Raw genomic sequence first — 20,523 nt, forward strand, 5'->3', positions numbered from 1 at the left:
AATAATCATAATCCCTTTCCTATTTATGAACTGCTTTAAAAAATCTATTATTGTTTGTGCATTACTGTCACTTTTTTCGTTTGTTACCTTTGCCGGGGACTATGACAAAGGCTGGGACGCATTGAATAAAAACGACAAACCTCATGCAATTGAGTATTTCAGGAAAGCGCTGAAAAGTGATCCTGCCCGTAAAAGTAATGCCATGGCGGCATTGATCCTGTTAGAGGCGTATGAAATGAACAGCGCTGGCTTCTTAGACAGGTATCCCAATCCACTAGATGTTTTTACTGATATCAATCCTTATGTCTACGCGCTGTGGTTCAATGATGCCGTCCTGGGGGAATATGGCGTTAAAACCGGTAAGCAGCGGGCTAACCTGGAACGGGTGCTGAATGAACCCCGTTTTCATGGCTCTCTGAAAGCAGCAGCCAACTATTTTAAAGGCTTCCATTATTTCAGCGGACAAATGATGGATAGTGCTGCACTGGCCTTTCCAAAGATAGGGGCGCTGGAAAGCTGGCAGTTCGTTGGTGCTTTCGATAATATCAGCGGCAGCGGTTTCAACAAGGAGTATGGCCCTGTGAAAGACCCCGCTGCCGGTAAAGGATTCACTTCCTACAATAACACCACCATCGACTGGTTCAAACCCTTATTGATAACGCAACAGGGCTGGGTATTTGTGGGTTCATTATTTCCTGCTAATACTGCTGTTGGTTATGCACAGACTTTTGTAAACGCAGATGCTGATAAAGATGCAATCCTGTGTCTGGGGGGCAGAGGTTCACTGAAAGTATGGATAAATGATAAACTGCTGATTGCTGAAGAAGAGGAGCGTGCGACAGAATTGGATCAGTATAATGTACGGTGTCATCTCAATAAAGGATATAATCGCATTCTGGTTCAGATAGGATTTACCAATGATGAGATACCGAACTTCATTGTACGTCTGGCAGATGAAAAGTATGAGCCCCTGAAAGGCATCAGTATCACCAGTGATGTACAATCATATCAGCTGGATAAGAGCACAGATACACCTAAATTGTTGCCTCATTTTGCAGAGGCATATTTCAGGGAGCAAATTGCAAAATATCCGCAGGACCCTATGTATGCTATTCTGCTCTCCAAAGTGTATACGCGTAACAAAGAACGTGATAAGGCGAAAGCAACCATGTACGGATTGTATAAAAAATACCCGGACAATGCCCTGGTCCTTTATCAGTATATGGACTGCATGTCTTACCAATATGACAGAACTACGCTGACTGAGCTGACGGAGAAGATCAAACAGATGGACCCTGAGAACTACCAGGTGATGCAGAATAACGAAGATCAGCTGGAGAAAGAGAAGAAGTATGCAGAGGCGCTGGATATGATCAACCAGATGGATGCGAAAAATGGCCCCAGGGTATGGTCTGTTGCAAAACGATTATATCTGAATGCCTATTTGCAGCGGGTGGACAGTATGGTGTACCTGCTGAAAGAAGCGTATGCAAAATATCCGGAGAATCCTCAGTTTGCCGCCGCAATGTCCCAGTATCATGAACAGATGCTGAAAGACCCGGTGGAAGGACTAAAAGTGCTGGAAAAATACCTGGCGAAGTATTACGAATATGACATGATGAAAGCACTGGCGGAAGCTTATTTTCAGCAGAATGAACCTGTAAAGGGGGTGGCCACGCTGAAACGGATTATCGCCTCAGCGCCTTATGATATCAATACCTATTCGCCATTGGTATCGCATTTCTTTGCCCGCCAGGAATATGATTCTGCCATACATTACCTGGAGATAGAACATCAGATAAGTCCTTATCAGCATCAGCCGCTGGGAGATATTGCCAGCTGTTATCTGCAGATGGGAGATAAGAAAAAGGCACTTGAGTATTACAAACAGGCATTGCAGCTTTATGCAGGTGGATATACCTATAGGGAGAAGATCCGGGAGTTGGAAAGCAAACCAGATGTATTCAGTTATTTTCCTCAGCAGGATTATTACGCTGAGATCAATAAAAACCTGAAAGCAAAGAAGGACACTTCCAAGAGCTACTATTACATTTTCAATGAGAAGAAGGTTGTACTTTATGCAGAAGGGGCAAGTGAGCAGGTAAATAACATCGCAGTCTATATCAATAACAAAGACGGTCTTGAGCGTTGGAAGGAAGTGAGCATCCCGTACAACAGTGTATACCAGGATATGACGATTGTCAAAGCGGAAGTGGTAAAAGCGAGCGGGGCAAAAGTACCGGCTGAGACGTATGACAATGAAGTGGTATATACACGACTGGAACCGGGAGATGTAGTGTACCTGAACTATAAGGTGAGCAATTATGGTATTGGCCGCCTGGGACGTGAATACTGGGACAAGTTTTACTTCTCTACTTTCAGTCCGACGTTGATGGCCAGGTACAGCATCCTGGTAGTTGATCAGTTGCCGATGTACTATGAGCTGACAAACAGCCAGGGCGTAAAACCGGTGGAAAGCAAACATGAGAATTTCCGTTTATATACCTGGGAGATGCGTAATGTACCTGCCTTTAAAGATGAAGGGTACAGTCCTAGTGTCAATGATATAGGACAGGTGTTACATGTATCTACTGTGAAGTCATGGGATTTCATTGCGGAGTGGTATAGTGATATTACACGTATTCAGTCTAAAGAGGACTTTGATGTCAACGCGGCCTATAAAGAGGTATTCCCGAACGGGGTAGCCGGTTTAAGCGATAATGAAAAGGCACAGCGTATTTACAATTATATAGAGCAGCACATCAGTTATAGTTCAGTTTCTTTCAGGCAGGGCGCCTATGTGCCGCAGCGGGCATCTAAAACGCTGAATACCCGTCTGGGAGATTGTAAGGACCTTTCCACCCTGTTTGTGTCTTTTGCCCGCAAGGCAGGAATGGAGGCCAACCTGGTGCTGGTGAGCACCCGTGGTAATGGCCAGCAGAGTATGCGCCTACCGTCTATGGAGTTTAACCACTGTATAGTACGGTATAAAGATGGAAAAGAGTACCGTAGCCTGGAACTCACTGATAATCACCTGCCTTTCAATGCGATGCCACAAAGCCTGGTCGGCGCACAGATATTAAATATCCCTTATGAATATAAGTCAGGCGAGGCGATCAGCTTATTTGAGCCACAGGGGCATTTTGATGTGACAAAAAGCAGGAAGAGCAGGATCATGGTGGACAATACCGACCTGCATATTAATACCATCCTGGCGGCTAACGGGGAAGTAGCTTCCGGTTTACGCAGCAGTTACAGCGACAAGGCGCAGGATGAATTGAAGAAGGACCTGCAGGAATCAGTTTCCGGACAATTCAGGAATCCGGTTACCCTCGAGAAATTCTCTTTCAGCAACCTGGATAACCTGAAAGACACCGTGATCATGGATGCGACCTATACGGTTAAGAACGATGTGATCAGTGTAGGCGACCTGAACATGGTGAAGCCACCATTACTTGATATAGTAGCAACGGCTGACATCTTCAATAATGAGCCCCGTCAGTATCCGTTTGAGTACTGGAGATATGAGAATGTGGACCATTATAATACGGAGGTAGAGATCGAGTTGCCGGTGGGCAAAGCGTTCGACCAGGTACCTGGTAACGTGCAGGCCAGCTTTGGGGATATGAAATATGAGCTGACTTACGTGAAGACGGCACCTAATAAACTGTTAATCAAGCGAGTATTTCAGACAAATATCCGTGACAACATCCAACCGGATGCCTTCCCGAAAATGAAGGATTTCTTTAATCTGATTGTAGCTGCTGAGCAGAAATATGTTTCATTTAAGTAAATAATCCAATATGTTATGAGGGAGGGGGACCGTATTTTATGGTCCCTCTTTAGTTGTACATATTTTTTGTAGTCGCTTACCTTTTTGATAATAAAACTGCTATCTTTGCGCAAAATTTCAGAAAGCGGTGATTTCCTACAATCTGTCCAAATATAGACTGGTAGCCCTTATTGTTGCACTTAGCATAAGTGGTTTTAGTACGTTTGCGAATACTTCTGAATCTCGCGAAGAGGAGAAGAAGGGTTTTGATGCCAAGGAAGTGCTTCTTGGTCACGTAAAGGACGCACATGACTGGCACCTGTTCAGCATGGGTGAAACACATGTTACTATTCCCCTGCCTGTTATTATTTATAATAAGGATAAAGGAATTTCCGCCTTTTCATCTTCTGCTTTTCATCATGGCCATGAGTCGCATGATGGTTACCGCCTGTTAACCAAGCATTACCGTGAGGAAAAAGGGCTGGAAGAGGCTAAATACCCCGATGGAAAGATCATTGCCGTAGACGCCAATGATAACCCTACTGGTGCAGCGATTTACGATTTCTCCATCACCAAGAATATTACTTCTATGATCCTGGCAGGTATCCTGCTGATCTGGCTGATGACCAGTGTAGCGAAAGCCTATACAACCAGAGGTTCAAAGAAAGCGCCGAAGGGTCTGCAGAGTCTCCTGGAACCGGTGATCATCTTTATCCGCGATGAGGTGGTAAAGCCAAACATCCCGGGTGGTAATGCAGAGCGTTATGCTCCATTCATTCTGACTATCTTCTTCTTTATATTGATCAACAACCTGTTAGGATTGTTACCAGGTTCTGCTAACGTTACCGGCAACATTGCGGTTACCTTCGCCCTGGCCCTGATCAGTTTCATAGTAACCACGTTCAGTGCAAACAAGCATTTCTGGGCGCACACCCTGAACCCACCGGTTCCGGGATGGGTTAAGCCTATCTTGGTACCTGTTGAGATCATCGGTATCTTCACCAAGCCGGTTTCCCTGATGATACGACTTTTCGCTAATATCCTGGCGGGTCACATCATTATCCTGAGCATTATCTCCCTGGTATTTATCTTTGGTTCCCTGAACAAAGCAGCAGGTTATGGTTTCTTACCGATCACTGTAGTGTTCAACATCGTGATGATGATGCTGGAACTGCTGGTGGCTTTTATCCAGGCGTTCATCTTTGCTAATCTGACAGCGGTGTTCATCGGGCAGGGTATGGAAGTGCCTCATCATGATCATCATGATGACGGTCACAAGCACCATTAATTATTATAGGACAAATTAGTAATCAAATATAAATACACATTCATTATGGCAATTTTAACTGTTTTATTGCAGGCTGCTCCTGAAGCTGCTGCAGCTGCTGCTGCTTCAGCAGGTCTGGCTAAGGCTGGTGGTGCTATTGGTGCTGGTATCGCTGCTATCGCAGCTGGTATCGGTGTAGGTAACATCGGTAAAAGCGCGCTGGAATCCATCGCTCGTCAGCCAGAAGCTGCAAACGACATCCGTGCAAACATGATCCTGGCTGCGGCGCTGGTAGAGGGTGTTGCCCTGTTCGGCGTTATCGCTGGTCTGTTGGCAGTAGTGCTGTAAGGCTAAACTTTTTACTGCATCCGGCGCACAGGGCAAAGGATGCAGTAATGTTTTACAAAGGATGTGTATCGGATTGCTTATCAATCAAGTTGCGAACCAAATAAATATTCATAATCATGGATCTGTTGCAGCCCGCGTTAGGCTTGTTTTTCATTTCATTACTCATATTCATTATTGTATTCCTTATCCTGAAGAAATTTGCGTGGAAACCAATTCTGTCCACGTTGAAAGAAAGGGAAACCTCTATCTCTGATGCCATCGCATCTGCAGAAAGAGTAAAGGAAGAAATGGCGCAGATGAAAGCTGAACATGAGCACGTACTGGCAGAAGCAAAAGCTGAGAGAAGTAAGATTCTGAAGGAAGCAAAAGATGCTAAAGATCAGATCCTCAGCGAAGCGAAAGCACAGGCACAGCTGGAAGCTAAAAAGATCATCAGCGAAGCTTATACGGCTATCGACAACCAGAAAATGGCTGCTCTGACAGACGTTAAGAACCAGGTGGGTAAACTGGTAATCGAGGTAGCAGAAAAGGTGTTACGTAAAGAACTGTCTGACAAGACAGCTCAGGAAAGCTACATCAAAGAACTGGCTGGAGAAATCAAATTAAACTAAAGAGATAGGCTGGCAAGCCGGAAGCTACAGGAGATAGATAAACAATCTTTCCTCTGTAGCTTTCCCCTTGAAAGGCCCAAAGATATATAACTAATATGCAGAATCCCCGTTTAGCATCCCGGTATGCAAAATCTCTGGTAGATCTGGCCTCCGAAAAAGGTCAGCTGGAAGCGGTAAATGCCGACATGCTGTTCATGCAGCAGCTGTCTAAGACCAATCCGGACGTTGTTGTGCTGCTGAGAAGCCCTATCGTTAAGCCTGACAAGAAACAGCAGATCTTAGCTGCTATCTTTGAAGGCCGGATAAATGCCATCACTGCTGCTTTCGTAAAACTGCTGGTGGTAAAGGGAAGGGAAAGCAACCTGCCGGAAATTGCACAGGAGTTCAGTAAGCAGTACGATGTATTGAAAAACATCAGCAAAGTGAAGATCACCACCGCTGTTCCGCTGGACGCAGCAGTGCTGGATCTGATCAAGACTAAAGTACAGGCTGGCACAGATAAGCAGGTGAAGCTGGAAACAGCTGTAAATGCTGATCTGATCGGTGGTTTTGTACTGGAAACTAATAACAACTTGTTTGATGCTTCCGTACTGCGCGATCTGAATGATATCAAAAAACAGTTTGCAGAGAACATTTACGTGCCTGCAATCAAATAAAACAATTCACAGCAGCCGCTGCGTACACGCAAAGCTGTTGTCGTTATATTCAATCATTTTAACGACCTTTTATAAAAAGCATACATTATGGTGGAGATAAAACCTGATGAAATTTCGGCGATATTACGCCAGCAACTAAGCAACTTCAATGCTGCTGCCGACCTGGAAGAGGTAGGTACTGTATTGCAGGTGGGAGACGGTATCGCTCGTATATATGGATTGAACAACGTTGGTTACGGAGAACTGGTGGAATTTGAAAATGGTGTAAAAGCCATCGCACTGAACCTGGAAGAAGACAACGTAGGTGTGGTATTGATGGGTGAATCCGGGGAGATAAAAGAAGGTTATAAAGTACGCCGTACCGGTCAGATCGCTTCCATCAAAGTTGGTGAAGGCATGGTTGGCCGTGTTGTAAATACACTGGGTGCTGCCATCGACGGTAAAGGCCCTATCACTGGTGAACTGTATGAAATGCCACTGGAACGTAAAGCTCCGGGCGTTCTGTTCCGTGAACCAGTAAAAGAACCACTGCAGACAGGTATCAAGGCGATCGATGCTATGATCCCTATCGGTCGTGGTCAGCGTGAGCTGGTGATTGGTGACCGTCAGACCGGTAAAACCGCTATCTGTATTGACACCATCATCAATCAGAAAGAATTCTTCGACGCTGGTAAACCAGTTTATTGTATCTACGTAGCAGTAGGTCAGAAAGCATCTACCATTGCAGGTGTGATGAAAACCCTGCAGGAAGCAGGCGCTATGGCTTACACAACCATCGTTGCGGCTTCTGCTGCTGATCCTGCTCCACTGCAATTCTACGCTCCATTCGCTGGTGCTGCCATCGGTGAATTCTTCCGTGACACCGGTCGTCCTGCGCTGATCATCTATGATGATCTGTCTAAACAGGCCGTTGCTTACCGTGAAGTATCCCTGCTGTTGCGTCGTCCTCCTGGCCGTGAGGCTTATCCTGGTGACGTATTCTACCTGCACTCCCGCTTACTGGAACGTGCTGCGAAAGTGATCAGCAAGGATGAAATCGCTAAACAGATGAACGACCTGCCAGAGTCTATCAGACACCTGGTAAAAGGTGGTGGTTCCCTGACAGCGCTGCCTATCATCGAAACACAGGCTGGTGACGTATCTGCATACATCCCAACCAACGTGATCTCCATTACTGACGGTCAGATCTTCCTGGAATCCAATCTGTTCAACGCCGGTATCCGTCCTGCGATCAACGTGGGTATCTCTGTAAGCCGCGTAGGTGGTAACGCTCAGATCAAATCCATGAAGAAAGTAGCTGGTACCCTGAAACTGGATCAGGCGCAATACCGTGAGATGGAAGCATTCTCCAAATTCGGTGGTGACCTGGATGCTGCTACCAAAGTAGTACTGGATAAAGGTGCACGTAACGTGGAAATCCTGAAGCAGGCCCAGTTTGCTCCATACTCCGTAGAAAAACAGGTCGCTATGATCTACCTGGGTACAAACGGTTTGCTGCGTGAAGTGCCTGTAAAGAATGTGAAAGCATTCGAAGAGGCTTTCCTGCATGAAATGGAAGTACGCCTGCCAGAAGTATTGGGCGAATTCAAGAAGGGTAACCTGCCTGAAGATGGCCTGAAACGCATGGTAACACTGGTAAACGAACTGAAACCAAGATTCGCTTAATCAGCATACATCTTTTTATCAAGCTCACCGGTTTCGCCGGTGAGCTTTTTTATTCCCTATCTTTATATTCAATTCCTGCCGACAAATCCCCTGTTTTTACCGACAATCTTCCCCGCCTTTACCTTTTATGGATTGAAAAGGGAGGAATGTACGAGTAGCTTTGTTCTGTTATTAAACATCAAATCCCCCATGAAACAACTCAACCTGATTCTGTTTACACTATTCTTACCGGTCTGCATGATGGGACAGCAGCGAATCACCGGGAAGATCACCGATGGCAAGAAACGTCCTTTACAAGGTGTGAATGTTGCCATAAAAGATACCTATGACGGGGCTACCAGTGGTGCAGATGGCAGTTTCTCCTTTACCACCGATGTAAAAGGTGTACAGTATATTACTGCTACTTTACTGGGATATACCACCCAGGAACAAAAAGTGTTCATTGATGGAACACTGGAGGTGAATATAATCATGCGTAATAATGTCAATGACCTGAAAGTCGTGACAATTACTGCCGGCAGTTTTGAAGCCAGTGATGAAGGAAAGACCACCGTACTGAAACCCCTGGATATTGTAACTACTGCAGGAGCAGGCGCTGATATCGTGAATGCATTGAAAACATTACCAGGTACCCAACAGACAAATGATAGAGAAGGGCTGTTCGTACGTGGTGGCACCGGTTACGAAACACAAACCTATATAGATGGTATGCTGGTACGTAATCCATTTTACTCAGGCCTTCCCGACCAACCCGGTCGCGGTCGTTTCTCCCCCTTCTTGTTTAAGGGTACGACCTTCAGCAGCGGTGGATATTCTGCCCAGTACGGTCAGGGGTTGTCTTCTGCGCTGATCCTGGAATCAACAGACCTGCCACAGCGTTCTTCTTATAGCCTGGGCGCCTCCGTGATTGGAGTGAGCGGAGGAATGGAAGAACTGTCAAAAGATAAAAAAGGCTCCTATGGTATCGAAGCAGATTATACCAACCTGGGACCTTATCTGAATGTGCTGAAGCCAAAATACAGGTTCAGCGCAAATCCTGAGATCATGGGTGCCTCTGCCAATTTCAGGAGGAAGACTTCCAAAACCGGTATGCTGAAATTTTATGGATATGCCAATAAGACCCATATGGGTACTGTTCGTCCCAGCCTGGAACATCCTGGTTATGAGGAACAGTTTGAGCTGAAGAACCAAAACATCTACACCAACCTGATATATAAAGAAAGCCTGGGTAACGACTGGAAATTCAACGCCGGACTATCCTATAGTACGAATGTTGATAAGATAGACCTGGATACCCTGAATAAAAGCACGCCGGCAAAAGTGAAGAACCAGTCGGAACTGGGACAGGTGAAAGCAATGCTGACCAAAGGACTGGGACAATATTCCATGCTACGTTTCGGAGGAGAATACCAGTATAGTGTGGAGAAATCAGCCTTCAACAACTGGCCGGCAAACTATGTAGACAACTATACTGCGGGATTCGTGGAAAGTGATATCTATGTTACTCCGAGGTTGGTAGGTCGCTTTGGCGGCAGGGTGGAATATTCTTCCGTACTGGATAAGGCGAATATAGCTCCCCGTGTATCATTGGCTTATAAACTGACAGGTTTAAGCCAGGTATCTCTTGCCTACGGTGATTTTTACGAGAAACCGGAACAACAGTATCTCCGTTTTAAACCTGATCTGGGTTATATGAAGGCAACACATTATATCGCCACTTACCAGTGGGTAGCCAAACACTATACACTACGAGTGGAAGCCTTTTACAAGAAATATCACGATCTGGTTAAAACCAGCCCTGATACGACCACCTCAGGAACAGGTTATGCAAAAGGTATCGAGTTGTTCTGGCGCGATCGTAAAACAATTAAAAACACGGATTACTGGATCTCTTATTCCTACCTGGATACAAAGCGTAATTACCTGAACTACCCTTTCGAGGTACAGCCTGATTTTGCTGCGAAACATACCTTCAGCGTGGTGTATAAATATACTATCCCTGCTATTTCCACCAACCTGGGTATCACATACAGTTTCTCAACAGGAAGGCCTTATTACAATCCTAATCTGCCGGATAGTAAGTTCATGTCAGAAAAAACTATGACTTATAATTCCATCGGATTAAGCGCCAGCTATCTGACATCCATCCGCAAGGCGTTCACCATATTTGTGCTATCAGTATCGAATGCACCGAACTTCAAACAAGTATATGGTTATCGATATTCCTCAGATAAATTGCGCAGGCAAGAGGTAGTGCCTAATATTCCCCGGTTCATTTACCTTGGTATGTTCATGAACTTCGGAATAGACAGAAGGCAGGATGTGATCAATAATCTATAATCTATAGCCCATTCTAAAACCGTTATATAAAACCACAATTAACACTTAAACACTTTTACAATGAAGCGTATTTTGTTTTCCATTTGTCTGTTCGTTGGCCTGGCATCAGTATCCATGGCGCAGAGTGCTCAATACGAGAGCGTGATGACCAAAAATGTTACAATGCTGGATGACTCCGCGAATTTTAACCCCGACAGATTACTTGAAATCGGCAACACCTTTGAACGTATCGCCGCCGCAGAAAAAACACAGTGGTTGCCTTTTTACTATGCAAGTTATTGTTATGTAATGAGTGCGCTGATGCAGCGGGATAATGACAAAGTAGATGACCTGGCAGATAAGGCAGCAGTAAACATTGAGCAGGCGGAGGCCATCAGTCCTAAAAACGATGAGATCAATTGTATCAAATCGCTGGTAGCTACTTCCCGTATCCGTGTAGATCCACCTACCAGAGGTATGAAATATGGTATGGAATCAGCCGAGTTATTAGCACAGGCCAACCAGATCAACCAGGAGAATCCAAGAGTGTATATGTTGCAGGGACAATCCCTGTTCTATACACCAGAGCAGTTCGGAGGTAGCAAGACCGAAGCAAAGAAAAAATTCCAAACTGCCCTGGAAAAATTCAGCGCATTTAAGCCTGCCAGTGCTATCGCGCCTCATTGGGGTGAAGCATATACAAAAGGGTTGTTGGCACAGATAAAATAACAGACCGGAAATCAGGCATCATGAGCCAGGAATTAATGGGAATTATCTTCCCGTTAATTCCTGGCTTTTTCTATTGGTGCCAACATCCTGCAATACGGTATCAGTTGTTGGGGGTATCTTTAATAAGACGTGTTAACAAATTAACGCTGTCATCTGTTAACCTTGAAAAGTATATTCCATGAAAACTGGTGGTGTCAACAAGCTGAGCGTTGCGTCCACTTCTGCACTGGTACTGACCTATGTCAAAAGTTTGTATGAAGAAGGACTGGGAAGAGAATATCTCGCCCATATTGATTTTAGTCAGGTAAAGAATCTGGCAGATGAATTGAGCCGAATTACGCCCTTATTCCGCGAAGCGTTATTATTAAGAAAAAGAATGATCAGGTACCTGATCAAACAATTGATGATTCAACATCCCCGGCAGCAGGTGTGCATACTGGCAGCCGGATTGGATCCTCTCGCCCTGCAGCTGACGGAATATTTCCCTGAGCAGCAGTTAGCAAGTATTTACGAAGTAGATAGTGCCAACATGCGGGAGAAACAGGAAATATATGCCGCTATTTCCTTCCATGATGAAAGATTACATACGTTGCAGGCCGATATTAATAATACTCATCAGCTGATGAGTACATTGATCGATGCGGGTTATGATCCGCAACAACCAGCGTTGATTATATTTGAAGGCATTATTCATTATATTTCTGAGGAACAGTTTCTGAGCATCATGCGGAATTTCTGTTCAAGAACGAAAACGAATGCCGTGATCATGGATTACATGGTGCATGCGGAAGGATTGCCGGTTGGTTCATCTACAAAGGCAGAAGAGATGCTGGATACAATGGAAAGTTACATAGGTAGCCGTTTACAACAGTTCAGCCGCAAAAAGATACAGAATCTGTTATCACTGCTGGAGGCTGACCAGTTGGATGTATATGACATGCAAGCAGCGGAATATGTGCTTAATGGACAGAATAAGGTTTATAGGGGCGAGCGGAAAGGCTTACTGGAAATTATCTCCTTTCATATCTGAATCTGATTGTAAAAAGAAAGGGAGTGCTGTGTAAACGGCACTCCCTTTCTTTTTACAATTTTATAATTTAAGCTAACTTTTCTGAAACCAGCTCTATTTTCTTCAGAGGATTGCTGGTATTCTCCGCATATGTTTCTCTTTTTTCCAGGATGTCCAGGCAGGTAAAAATGGCCTGACGGAAAGAGTCAGCATCTGCCAGGTTTTTACCTGCGATGTCAAATGCGGTACCATGATCAGGAGATGTACGCACAATAGGCAGGCCGGCTGTATAGTTAATACCACTACCGGTTGCCAGTGATTTGAATGGGATCAGGCCCTGATCGTGATACATGGCCAGTACACCATCGAACTGGCTGTGCATCTGACGGGCAAAAAAAGCATCGGCACTGTAGGGGCCGAAAGCAAGGATACCATTGGTTTTCGCCTGCTGGATAGCGGGATTGATCTCCTGGATCTCTTCCTGCCCTATCAGGCCATCATCTCCCGCATGAGGATTTAGGCCAAGTACAGCGATACGGGGCTTATCGATCCCGAAATCCTTGATCAGGCTATCCTTCATCATCTGCAGCTTGGCCAGTATATTTTCCTTTGTTACATATTTGGAAACCTCTGCTACCGGTACATGTTCGGTAAGCAGGCCTACCCGCATATTGTCAGCCGTCATGAACATGAGCACATCTTTTGCCTCGAAAGCATCCCGCAGGTAGGGAGTATGGCCGGTGTAATTAAATTGTTCGCTCTGGATATTCTTTTTATGGATAGGAGCGGTGATCAGGCCCTGAATGTGACCTTCTTTCAAACACTCAATGGCTGCTGCCAGAGAGCGGGCTGCATATTTACCGCCTACTTCATTCAGAATACCAGGGGTGATCTGTACTTCTTCCTCCCAACAGTTGAACACGTTCACCTGTTTATGGTTCAGACGGGTGAAGTCTTTCAGGCTCTGGTAATTGAAGTTGTTTTCATTCATCAGCTTCCGGTAGAAGTTGATAGTTTTATTGGAAGCAAATATCACCGGGGTGCAAAACTCCAGCATTCTGTTGTCTGCAAAGGTTTTGATGATGATCTCTGCGCCGATACTGTTGATATCGCCGACAGTAATGCCGATTACCGGTTTATTTGTATGGGTGTTGCTACTCATGTTAATTTGAGAATAATGGGCAAATATAAGAATAATAGCCGGGAAGCTGTACAGGCAGCACCCCGGTATCTTGCAGCATTGCGCTAAGTTTTCCTTAATTTTGCAGGCTAACCATGTATACACTCAAAAAATCGCTTGGGCAGCATTTCCTGAAAGATGAGAACATCTGCAGGAAGATTGTGGACTCCTTACCTGTAATTCCTGGTCAGCAGATAGTAGAGGTAGGCCCTGGAGCGGGCGCCATTACCAAGTATCTGCTGGAAATACCCGATGTGCACTTTAAGGCTGTGGAGCTGGATGCTGAAAAGGTTCAGTATCTGGAGAAGACGTATCCTGTCATACAGGGAAAGATCATACATGAAAGCATCCTGGATACGCCGGCGCCTTATGAAGGCCAGTTTACGGTGATAGGTAATTTCCCTTATAATATCTCCTCCCAGATCATGTTCCGTATTCTTGAATGGAAGCAGCAGGTGCCGGTGGTGGTAGGTATGTTCCAGAAAGAAGTGGCACAGCGTATTGCGGCTACAAAGGGGAAGGAATATGGCATATTGAGCGTGCTGATCCAGGCTTACTACAAGGTGGAATACCTGTTTGAAGTACATGAAAACTGTTTCAATCCACCTCCCAAGGTAAAGTCGGCAGTGATCCGTTTACACCGGCTGGAGCAGCCTTATGATATCGCCAGCGACCGCAAATTCTTTGTACTGGTAAAAACGGCCTTTGGCCAGCGCCGCAAACAGCTGCGTAATCCGTTAAAGCCGTTATTTGACAAGGAATTTCTTCAGGACAGTATTTTTAATAAAAGAGCAGAAGAGCTGAGTATAGCAGATTTTGCAGCATTATCCCATAAGATGATATGAGCAGGAAAGTATTGATCACCGCAAAGGTGCACGAATATCTGATTAACAAACTGGAAGAAAAAGGATATGAAGTAAGCTACATGCCTTCCATTTCTTACGATGAAGTAGTGGCTGCGATCCCTGATTGCACGGGAATGATCGTCACTACAAGGATCAAGGTTGACAAGGCGATGATAGACCGTGCCGGTCAGCTGCAGTGGATTGGCCGCTTGGGTAGCGGTATGGAGCTGATTGATGTACCTTATGCTGAAAGTAAGGGTATTCACTGTGTGAGCAGTCCGGAAGGTAATCGCGATACAGTGGGAGAGCAGGCGGTAGGTATGCTACTAAGTCTCATGAACAATATCCAGAAAAGTAATCTGGAGCTTCGCCAGGGTATCTGGGAAAGGGACGGTAACCGCGGTTTTGAGCTGAATGGCAGGACGGTAGGAATCATAGGATATGGCAATACGGGAGGCGCATTTGCGCGTAAATTAAGGGGCTTTGATGTAGAGATCCTGGCATACGATAAATATAAGACCGGTTTCAGTGACAAATATGTACACGAAGCAACGATGGACCAGCTGTTTGAAAAAGCAGAGATAGTCAGCGTGCATCTGCCATTGACTGCAGAAACACATCACCTGGCTAATACTGTTTTCTTTAACTCTTTTAAGCAACCCATATGGTTTATCAATGCGGCCAGGGGCAAGATTGTGAACACAGACGATATTGTCAGTGCTCTGGAAACAGGAATAATAAGAGGGGCCTGCCTTGATGTGCTGGAGAATGAAAAATTATCGACTTACAGTCATGCAGAAAAAGAGCGTTTCGAAAAACTGTTACATATGCCTAATGTGATCATGACCCCGCATATAGGAGGGTATTCTCATGAGGCCAGTGTGAAGATGGCGAGAATTGTACTGGAAAAATTACACGTTATCTAAGGCTATTTTGCATTTCAGCCTCTTCTATTATAAATACCGTAAATATGACAATATTTATTGTGGGTATTTCAACAAGGTGATGTAAAAAATATTATATTTGCGTATACCAATTTTACAACGCTTCTGTGCAAACGGGGGCGTTGATTTTTTTTCTTATTTCTAAAACATAACGTTATGTCTGGTATAAACTACGTTACCAAAGAGACCCTGGACCAGATGCGGGAAGAGCTCAACTACCTCAAGACCAAAGGTCGGGCGGAGATTGCCAGAGCTATTGCAGAAGCGCGGGAAAAAGGTGACCTCAAAGAAAATGCGGAATATGATGCAGCCAAGGAAGCGCAGGGAATGCATGAAGCAAGACTTGCCTCACTGGAAAGTGCGATTGCAACTGCAAGAGTAGTGGAAGCTGATTCCATTGATACCTCAAAAGTATCCATATTGTGTAAGGTAACTATTACAAATATGGCTAATAAGAAAACAGTTACCTATCAGCTGGTTTCTGAGAAGGAAGCTGATCTGAAACTGAACAAGATTTCAGTAACTTCTCCTATCGGAAAGGGCCTGTTAGGCAAAACCGTAGGAGAGATCGCAGACGTGCAGGCTCCTAACGGTAGCATGAAGTTTAAGATTGAGAATATTACAGTATAAAGGAATACGATCATAATGAAAAGCCCGCCTTTGTTCAACAGGGGCGGGCTTTTTTTTATACCTTTATGTCCATTAAAAATGAGGACCATGACTGTTTTTACAAAGATCATCAAAGGTGAGATCCCCAGTTATAAAATAGCCGAAAATGATAGTTTTTATGCCTTCCTGGATATCTTCCCATTAGTGAAAGGTCATACGCTGATTGTACCTAAAGTAGAGGTAGACAAATTTTTTGATGTGACAGATGATCTGTTGGGAGAGTGGTTATTGTTTGCAAAGCCTATTGCCGAGTCTTTAGAGCGTCATTTTCCATGTAATCGTGTAGGTGTGAGCGTTGTCGGCTTAGAGGTACCACATGCACATATGCATCTGATACCTATCAATACGGCGGATGACATGAACTTTTCACGTCCTAAGCTGAAGTTGTCGGAAGAAGAATTCAAAGCAATACAGCAGCAGATTACAGCTGACCTGGGACGTTGAAGCGGAACCCTACTCCATGGAGGGTTTCCAGTTTGATGGAGGGGTCGGACCGGAAATGTTTTCTGAGCTTGGTAATGAATACATCCATGCTGCGACCGAGGAAGTAGTCATCTTTACCCCATACGTGAAATAGTATTTCTTCCCTTTTCAGGGTCTTATTGGCGTTATCGCAGAGATATTTCAGAAGGTCGGCTTCTTTTTGGGTAAGTGTGCTGGAAACTTCTCCGTTCTTTTCACGGAGTATAAGATCATTATAGTCAAAGGTCAGTTTGCCTATACTGTATTGGGTACGCTTTTCCACTGCGCTGTTGGCCGTTTTACTCCTTTTCAGGAATACTTCAATGCGCAGCAGGAGTTCCTGCATACTGAAAGGCTTGGTAATATAGTCGTCTGCGCCGGTTTTGAAACCTTTGATCTTATCCTCATCCAGCGCTTTCGAGGTCAGAAAGAGTATGGGAATGAAGTCATTTTTTCTACGGATCTGTTCTGCCAGTGTAAAACCATCTTTTTTGGGCATAACAACATCCAGTAAACATATGTCAAAGGTCCGCGACTGGAACTGTTCCCAGGCCATTTGTCCGTCCGTGCTATGTACTACATCGTAGCCCGCTTCTTCTAATCGTTTCTTCGTTACCGCACCAACATTTTGATCATCTTCCACCAATAGGATTCTTGCTTTCATAGCTTGTGATGCTGATTATATAAATACCATAATTCATGGTGTAAAGCCCCAATTATCGACTGGGGGCGTTTATGAAGATTTTAATTCAAAGTAAATACAATTTATCAACTTCTGGAAAAACGTCGGCCTTAAACCTGGAATTATCTGTCATAACAATGATTATTCTACTATCCTTTCGGGGTTCTGTTGCAGGAATTGTTCCCATCCTTTGGCTTTGCGTGTATCCGGTAAGACACTGGACTCCTGGAAGAAGTGACACACTGCCACAGCGAGAGCATCGGTAGCATCCAGAAATTCAGGTCGCTCTTTGAAATGTAGGATTCTTTGTAACATCTGCCAAATCTGTTCTTTATCCGCGTTACCATTGCCGGTAACAGACTGTTTGACTTTTTTGGGAGAATACTCAGTAACAGGCACTCCTGCCTGCATTGCGGTGGCAATCGCTACGCCCTGTGCACGGCCCAGCTTTAACATACTTTGCACATTCTTACCAAAGAAGGGAGCTTCAATTGCGCAGGAAACCGGTTTGTGCACACGTATCAGTTCATTTACACGGGCATGTATCAGTTGTAGCCTTTCATAGTGGTCTTTATGACGGGACAGCTTCAGCACATCCATTTCCAGCAGGCTGGCCTTAGATCCTTCTACCAGTATCAGTCCGTAACCCATCACAAGTGTACCGGGGTCAATGCCCAGAATTATTTTTGACTTGTTTGCCAACCACAGTTTATTTTTGCCAAAATCTTGATGTCTGAACAAAAATACCAAAATAATTCTCAATTACCTGCTGGGAGCAGTGCTTTTTACCTGGTTAGCCTATTCTATCTATACGCAATTGCTACATCATCCCAATCTGAAGGCATCTTTGTGGCAGATGATGAATACCCTGGAGAGCAGGGGACGCATGGGATTGTTAGTGGTGGTAGCCGGCATGTTTGTGAACTGGGGCCTGGAAGCCCGCAAATGGCAGTTGCTGGTCAAGCCCTTACAATACATATCTTTCCCCCGGGCCTACAGTGCAGTGCTGTCGGGGGTGTCCTTTTCAATTAATACACCTAACCGTATCGGCGAGTACGGTGGGAGAGTGTTATACCTCAGAAGCAACAGAAGTAAGCTGAAAGCCATCGCGGCCACCATGGTAGGTAGCTTTAGCCAGCTTATCGTCACTATTATCTTTGGGTTAACAGGACTTTGCTATTATATCAACAAGTTCCCGCTGGTAAAGGGGAACGGCTATTTTGCCCCCCATTTCTGGGAGAAAATCCTGTTTGGATTGCTAATAGTTATTTGCGCCTTGGTCATATTGTTATATTTTCGGTTGCAGATCATCCTGGCGATATTTGAAAAGATCCCATTGTTGAGAAAGGCCCGGATATTTGTCCAGATCATTGTTCGTTACTCAGCCGGCGACCTTGAGCATCTATTGCTGCTTTCTGCCATCAGATACATTGTCTTCTCGGCACAGTATTTGATTTTGCTTGACACATTGGGCGTGGAGATGATTTGGTGGCAAGGTTTTTTGATGAATGCTGTTGTTTATCTTGTAATGGCCCTGGTACCTACTATCGCTATTGCGGAACTTGGACTCAGAGGAAAGGTCAGCCTGTACTTTATGGGATTACTGAGTACCAATAGTCCCGGAATTATCGCAGCCACTGTATGCATCTGGTTTATCAACCTGGTTTTGCCAGCCATTCTGGGAAGTGTGTTGTTGCTGGGAATAAAGATTTTTAAGGAAAAATAGCTTTCATCAATGAGGTGTCTTCTACTGATTATCATTAGTCTGGCCACTATCCGACCCGCAATTGCACAGAGTGAATTCTGCGGAATTCACAATACCGCCTTCTTAGCCGGAGAAAGTATAACGCTCAAGGTCTATTACACCCTTGGTAAGCTCTTTATCGGCGCTGGCGAAGCAGTGTTTACTTGTAACCTGGAAAAACTCAATGGGAGAGACGTCTATCACGTGACGGGCGAAGGTAAAACATTCCGTACCTATGACTGGTTCTTCAAAGTAAGGGATAAGTACGAAAGTTATATTGATACCGCTACAATGCTGCCTCAACGCTTTATCAGGAACGTAAATGAAGGCGGCTATAAGATATACGACAACGTTACCTTCGATCAGGCCCACAATACCGCTGTCGGTACTGAATCTACCATTAAAACCCCCGGCTGTGTACAGGACGTGATCAGCGCTATTTATTATGCGAGGAATATCAATTTTGATAAGTACAAACCCGGCGATAAGATCCACTTTGACATGTACCTGGATAATAAAATTTACAATATCTATATCCGTTATATAGGCAAAGAGACCGTAGAAACCAAGTTTGGCAAGTTCCGCGCCATCAAGTTCGCGCCGCTACTTCTACAGGGTTCAATGTTTGAAGGAGGGGAAAAAATGACGGTATGGGTAAGCGATGATGCTAATAAAGTACCACTGCGTATTGACAGTCCTATCTCTGTAGGTAGTGTAAAAGTGGATATGGTGGCCTATAAGAACCTGCGTTATAACTTCACTTCCCTGATCAGTAAATAGCCCCGGACAGACATACTCATCCCCTTTTCACCTAATTTTAACTTTCTGTATGCAAGGGCCTGGCATGGGCACACTGTAATAATACCTATATTTGTTTGCACATTAATACTTTATTGAATATGGAAGAACGTAAACCAAAAATATTGCTGGCGGAAGACGATACCAACCTGGGGATGGTATTGAAGAATTATCTTGAGCTGAATGACTATGATGTAGAGCTGTGCCGCGATGGTATACTGGCATTAGCTGCATTCAGACGTGAGAAGTTTGACATCTGCCTGCTGGACATTATGATGCCCAATATGGATGGTTTTAAGCTGGCAGAAGAGATCCGTGATGTGGATCCGGATATCCCGCTGTTCTTCCTCTCTGCTAAAACAATGAAGGAAGATGTGATCCATGGTTATAAACTGGGAGCAGATGATTATATCGCCAAACCTTTTGACAGCGAACTGTTGCTGCTGAAAATAAAGGCTATCCTGAAACGTAACCAGGAGCTCAACAGTAAAGAAGAAGAACAACATGAATTCAGGATCGGACGTTATGCATTCAATGCCCGCCTGCGTACCCTGACAAGAGAAGGTGATTCTCATACACTGTCCCCTAAAGAGAATGAATTACTGCGTATGCTGTGTGAACATAAGAATGACCTGCTGCCAAGAGAACTGGCGCTGAAGAAGATATGGGGTAGTGATACCTATTTTAATGGACGCAGTATGGACGTTTACATTGCCAAACTTCGTAAGTACCTGAAAGAAGATCCAGATATCGAGATTGTCAATATACATGGTAATGGCTTCCGCCTGGTGGTAAAGGACTGATCATATTAAGAAAGTTATTG

Annotated in this window: 19 protein-coding genes; 16 read left to right on the forward strand and 3 right to left on the reverse strand. The window is 44.7% G+C overall.

Annotation, left to right across the window (positions count from 1 at the left end):
* Positions 1-25: 25 nt before the first annotated feature.
* From CLV42_RS03840 to CLV42_RS03880, 9 genes are all read left to right on the forward strand, one after another.
* Positions 26-3,793 (forward strand): DUF3857 domain-containing protein, encoded by a 3,768-nt coding sequence (locus tag CLV42_RS03840; RefSeq protein ID WP_106600551.1) that lies wholly within the window; start codon positions 26-28, stop codon positions 3,791-3,793.
* A gap of 127 nt (positions 3,794-3,920) precedes the next feature.
* Positions 3,921-5,060, forward strand: a complete 1,140-nt coding sequence (gene atpB, locus CLV42_RS03845) for a F0F1 ATP synthase subunit A (protein WP_106600552.1) — start codon at positions 3,921-3,923, stop codon at positions 5,058-5,060.
* Between the two features lie 45 nt (positions 5,061-5,105).
* Positions 5,106-5,387, forward strand: coding sequence for an ATP synthase F0 subunit C (atpE, locus tag CLV42_RS03850; protein ID WP_012788904.1), 282 nt, complete (start codon positions 5,106-5,108; stop codon positions 5,385-5,387).
* A 116-nt stretch (positions 5,388-5,503) separates the two neighbouring features.
* Entirely contained in the window at positions 5,504-5,998 is a 495-nt protein-coding gene (gene atpF, locus CLV42_RS03855) for a F0F1 ATP synthase subunit B (RefSeq protein ID WP_106600553.1), read from the forward strand.
* A 95-nt stretch (positions 5,999-6,093) separates the two neighbouring features.
* Complete coding sequence (gene atpH, locus CLV42_RS03860; RefSeq protein ID WP_106600554.1) at positions 6,094-6,654, forward strand: ATP synthase F1 subunit delta; 561 nt, start codon at positions 6,094-6,096, stop codon at positions 6,652-6,654.
* Positions 6,655-6,741: 87 nt separating this feature from the next.
* Positions 6,742-8,319, forward strand: coding sequence for a F0F1 ATP synthase subunit alpha (gene atpA / locus CLV42_RS03865; RefSeq protein WP_106600555.1), 1,578 nt, complete (start codon positions 6,742-6,744; stop codon positions 8,317-8,319).
* A 189-nt stretch (positions 8,320-8,508) separates the two neighbouring features.
* Entirely contained in the window at positions 8,509-10,659 is a 2,151-nt protein-coding gene (locus CLV42_RS03870; RefSeq protein ID WP_106600556.1) for a TonB-dependent receptor, read from the forward strand.
* A gap of 60 nt (positions 10,660-10,719) precedes the next feature.
* Positions 10,720-11,367: a hypothetical protein gene (locus tag CLV42_RS03875; protein ID WP_106600557.1), complete on the forward strand. Its 648-nt coding sequence runs from the start codon at positions 10,720-10,722 to the stop codon at positions 11,365-11,367.
* Between the two features lie 178 nt (positions 11,368-11,545).
* A complete protein-coding gene (locus tag CLV42_RS03880) occupies positions 11,546-12,397 on the forward strand; it encodes a class I SAM-dependent methyltransferase (RefSeq protein ID WP_106600558.1) in 852 nt (283 codons plus the stop codon).
* Positions 12,398-12,464: 67 nt separating this feature from the next.
* Here the strand turns inward: CLV42_RS03880 and pdxA are convergent, their stop codons facing one another.
* The gene (pdxA, locus tag CLV42_RS03885) at positions 12,465-13,538 is read right to left on the reverse strand and encodes a 4-hydroxythreonine-4-phosphate dehydrogenase PdxA (protein ID WP_106600559.1); all 1,074 of its coding nucleotides are present in this window, start codon (positions 13,536-13,538) and stop codon (positions 12,465-12,467) included.
* A 113-nt stretch (positions 13,539-13,651) separates the two neighbouring features.
* Between pdxA and rsmA the strand changes: the two genes are divergently transcribed.
* The 4 genes from rsmA (at position 13,652) to CLV42_RS03905 (ending at position 16,458) form a co-directional block, all read left to right on the forward strand.
* Positions 13,652-14,401 carry a 16S rRNA (adenine(1518)-N(6)/adenine(1519)-N(6))-dimethyltransferase RsmA gene (gene rsmA, locus CLV42_RS03890; protein ID WP_106600560.1) on the forward strand — a complete coding sequence of 250 codons (750 nt, stop codon included), beginning with the start codon at positions 13,652-13,654 and terminating at the stop codon, positions 14,399-14,401.
* Positions 14,398-15,327, forward strand: a complete 930-nt coding sequence (locus CLV42_RS03895) for an NAD(P)-dependent oxidoreductase (RefSeq protein WP_106600561.1) — start codon at positions 14,398-14,400, stop codon at positions 15,325-15,327. Before rsmA ends, CLV42_RS03895 begins: the two co-directional genes overlap by 4 nt.
* A gap of 174 nt (positions 15,328-15,501) precedes the next feature.
* A complete protein-coding gene (gene greA / locus CLV42_RS03900; RefSeq protein WP_106600562.1) occupies positions 15,502-15,975 on the forward strand; it encodes a transcription elongation factor GreA in 474 nt (157 codons plus the stop codon).
* An 87-nt stretch (positions 15,976-16,062) separates the two neighbouring features.
* Positions 16,063-16,458, forward strand: a complete 396-nt coding sequence (locus tag CLV42_RS03905) for an HIT family protein (RefSeq protein WP_106600563.1) — start codon at positions 16,063-16,065, stop codon at positions 16,456-16,458.
* On the opposite strand, the gene CLV42_RS03910 is transcribed toward CLV42_RS03905, so the two are convergent.
* Together CLV42_RS03910 and ruvC are read right to left on the reverse strand one after the other, a co-directional pair.
* Entirely contained in the window at positions 16,436-17,140 is a 705-nt protein-coding gene (locus CLV42_RS03910) for a response regulator transcription factor (RefSeq protein WP_106600564.1), read from the reverse strand. The two genes, CLV42_RS03905 and CLV42_RS03910, sit on opposite strands and share 23 nt — an antisense overlap.
* Before the next feature lie 159 nt (positions 17,141-17,299).
* Positions 17,300-17,860 (reverse strand): crossover junction endodeoxyribonuclease RuvC, encoded by a 561-nt coding sequence (gene ruvC, locus CLV42_RS03915; RefSeq protein ID WP_245705460.1) that lies wholly within the window; start codon positions 17,858-17,860, stop codon positions 17,300-17,302.
* A gap of 76 nt (positions 17,861-17,936) precedes the next feature.
* Here ruvC and CLV42_RS03920 point away from each other — a divergent pair, with 76 nt between their 5' ends.
* The 3 genes from CLV42_RS03920 (at position 17,937) to CLV42_RS03930 (ending at position 20,503) form a co-directional block, all read left to right on the forward strand.
* Positions 17,937-18,884, forward strand: a complete 948-nt coding sequence (locus CLV42_RS03920) for a lysylphosphatidylglycerol synthase domain-containing protein (RefSeq protein WP_170117380.1) — start codon at positions 17,937-17,939, stop codon at positions 18,882-18,884.
* Positions 18,885-18,893: 9 nt separating this feature from the next.
* Positions 18,894-19,682, forward strand: coding sequence for a DUF3108 domain-containing protein (locus tag CLV42_RS03925; protein ID WP_106600566.1), 789 nt, complete (start codon positions 18,894-18,896; stop codon positions 19,680-19,682).
* Positions 19,683-19,801: 119 nt separating this feature from the next.
* Positions 19,802-20,503: a response regulator transcription factor gene (locus CLV42_RS03930; protein WP_089834343.1), complete on the forward strand. Its 702-nt coding sequence runs from the start codon at positions 19,802-19,804 to the stop codon at positions 20,501-20,503.
* Positions 20,504-20,523 lie beyond the last annotated feature (20 nt).

The sequence above is a fragment of the Chitinophaga ginsengisoli genome (assembly GCF_003014595.1).
Lineage (GTDB): Bacteria > Bacteroidota > Bacteroidia > Chitinophagales > Chitinophagaceae > Chitinophaga > Chitinophaga ginsengisoli.

Bases quoted from the DNA above. Each gene is read 5' to 3' on its own strand.
- CLV42_RS03840 (WP_106600551.1), top strand. From the start codon at position 26: ATGAACTGCTTTAAAAAATCTATTATTGTTTGTGCATTACTGTCACTT.
- atpE (WP_012788904.1), top strand. From the start codon at position 5,106: ATGGCAATTTTAACTGTTTTATTGCAGGCTGCTCCTGAAGCTGCTGCA.
- atpF (WP_106600553.1), top strand. From the start codon at position 5,504: ATGGATCTGTTGCAGCCCGCGTTAGGCTTGTTTTTCATTTCATTACTC.
- atpH (WP_106600554.1), top strand. From the start codon at position 6,094: ATGCAGAATCCCCGTTTAGCATCCCGGTATGCAAAATCTCTGGTAGAT.
- atpA (WP_106600555.1), top strand. From the start codon at position 6,742: ATGGTGGAGATAAAACCTGATGAAATTTCGGCGATATTACGCCAGCAA.
- CLV42_RS03870 (WP_106600556.1), top strand. From the start codon at position 8,509: ATGAAACAACTCAACCTGATTCTGTTTACACTATTCTTACCGGTCTGC.
- CLV42_RS03875 (WP_106600557.1), top strand. From the start codon at position 10,720: ATGAAGCGTATTTTGTTTTCCATTTGTCTGTTCGTTGGCCTGGCATCA.
- CLV42_RS03880 (WP_106600558.1), top strand. From the start codon at position 11,546: ATGAAAACTGGTGGTGTCAACAAGCTGAGCGTTGCGTCCACTTCTGCA.
- pdxA (WP_106600559.1), bottom strand. From the start codon at position 13,538: ATGAGTAGCAACACCCATACAAATAAACCGGTAATCGGCATTACTGTC.
- rsmA (WP_106600560.1), top strand. From the start codon at position 13,652: ATGTATACACTCAAAAAATCGCTTGGGCAGCATTTCCTGAAAGATGAG.
- CLV42_RS03895 (WP_106600561.1), top strand. From the start codon at position 14,398: ATGAGCAGGAAAGTATTGATCACCGCAAAGGTGCACGAATATCTGATT.
- greA (WP_106600562.1), top strand. From the start codon at position 15,502: ATGTCTGGTATAAACTACGTTACCAAAGAGACCCTGGACCAGATGCGG.
- CLV42_RS03905 (WP_106600563.1), top strand. From the start codon at position 16,063: ATGACTGTTTTTACAAAGATCATCAAAGGTGAGATCCCCAGTTATAAA.
- CLV42_RS03910 (WP_106600564.1), bottom strand. From the start codon at position 17,140: ATGAAAGCAAGAATCCTATTGGTGGAAGATGATCAAAATGTTGGTGCG.
- CLV42_RS03925 (WP_106600566.1), top strand. From the start codon at position 18,894: ATGAGGTGTCTTCTACTGATTATCATTAGTCTGGCCACTATCCGACCC.
- CLV42_RS03930 (WP_089834343.1), top strand. From the start codon at position 19,802: ATGGAAGAACGTAAACCAAAAATATTGCTGGCGGAAGACGATACCAAC.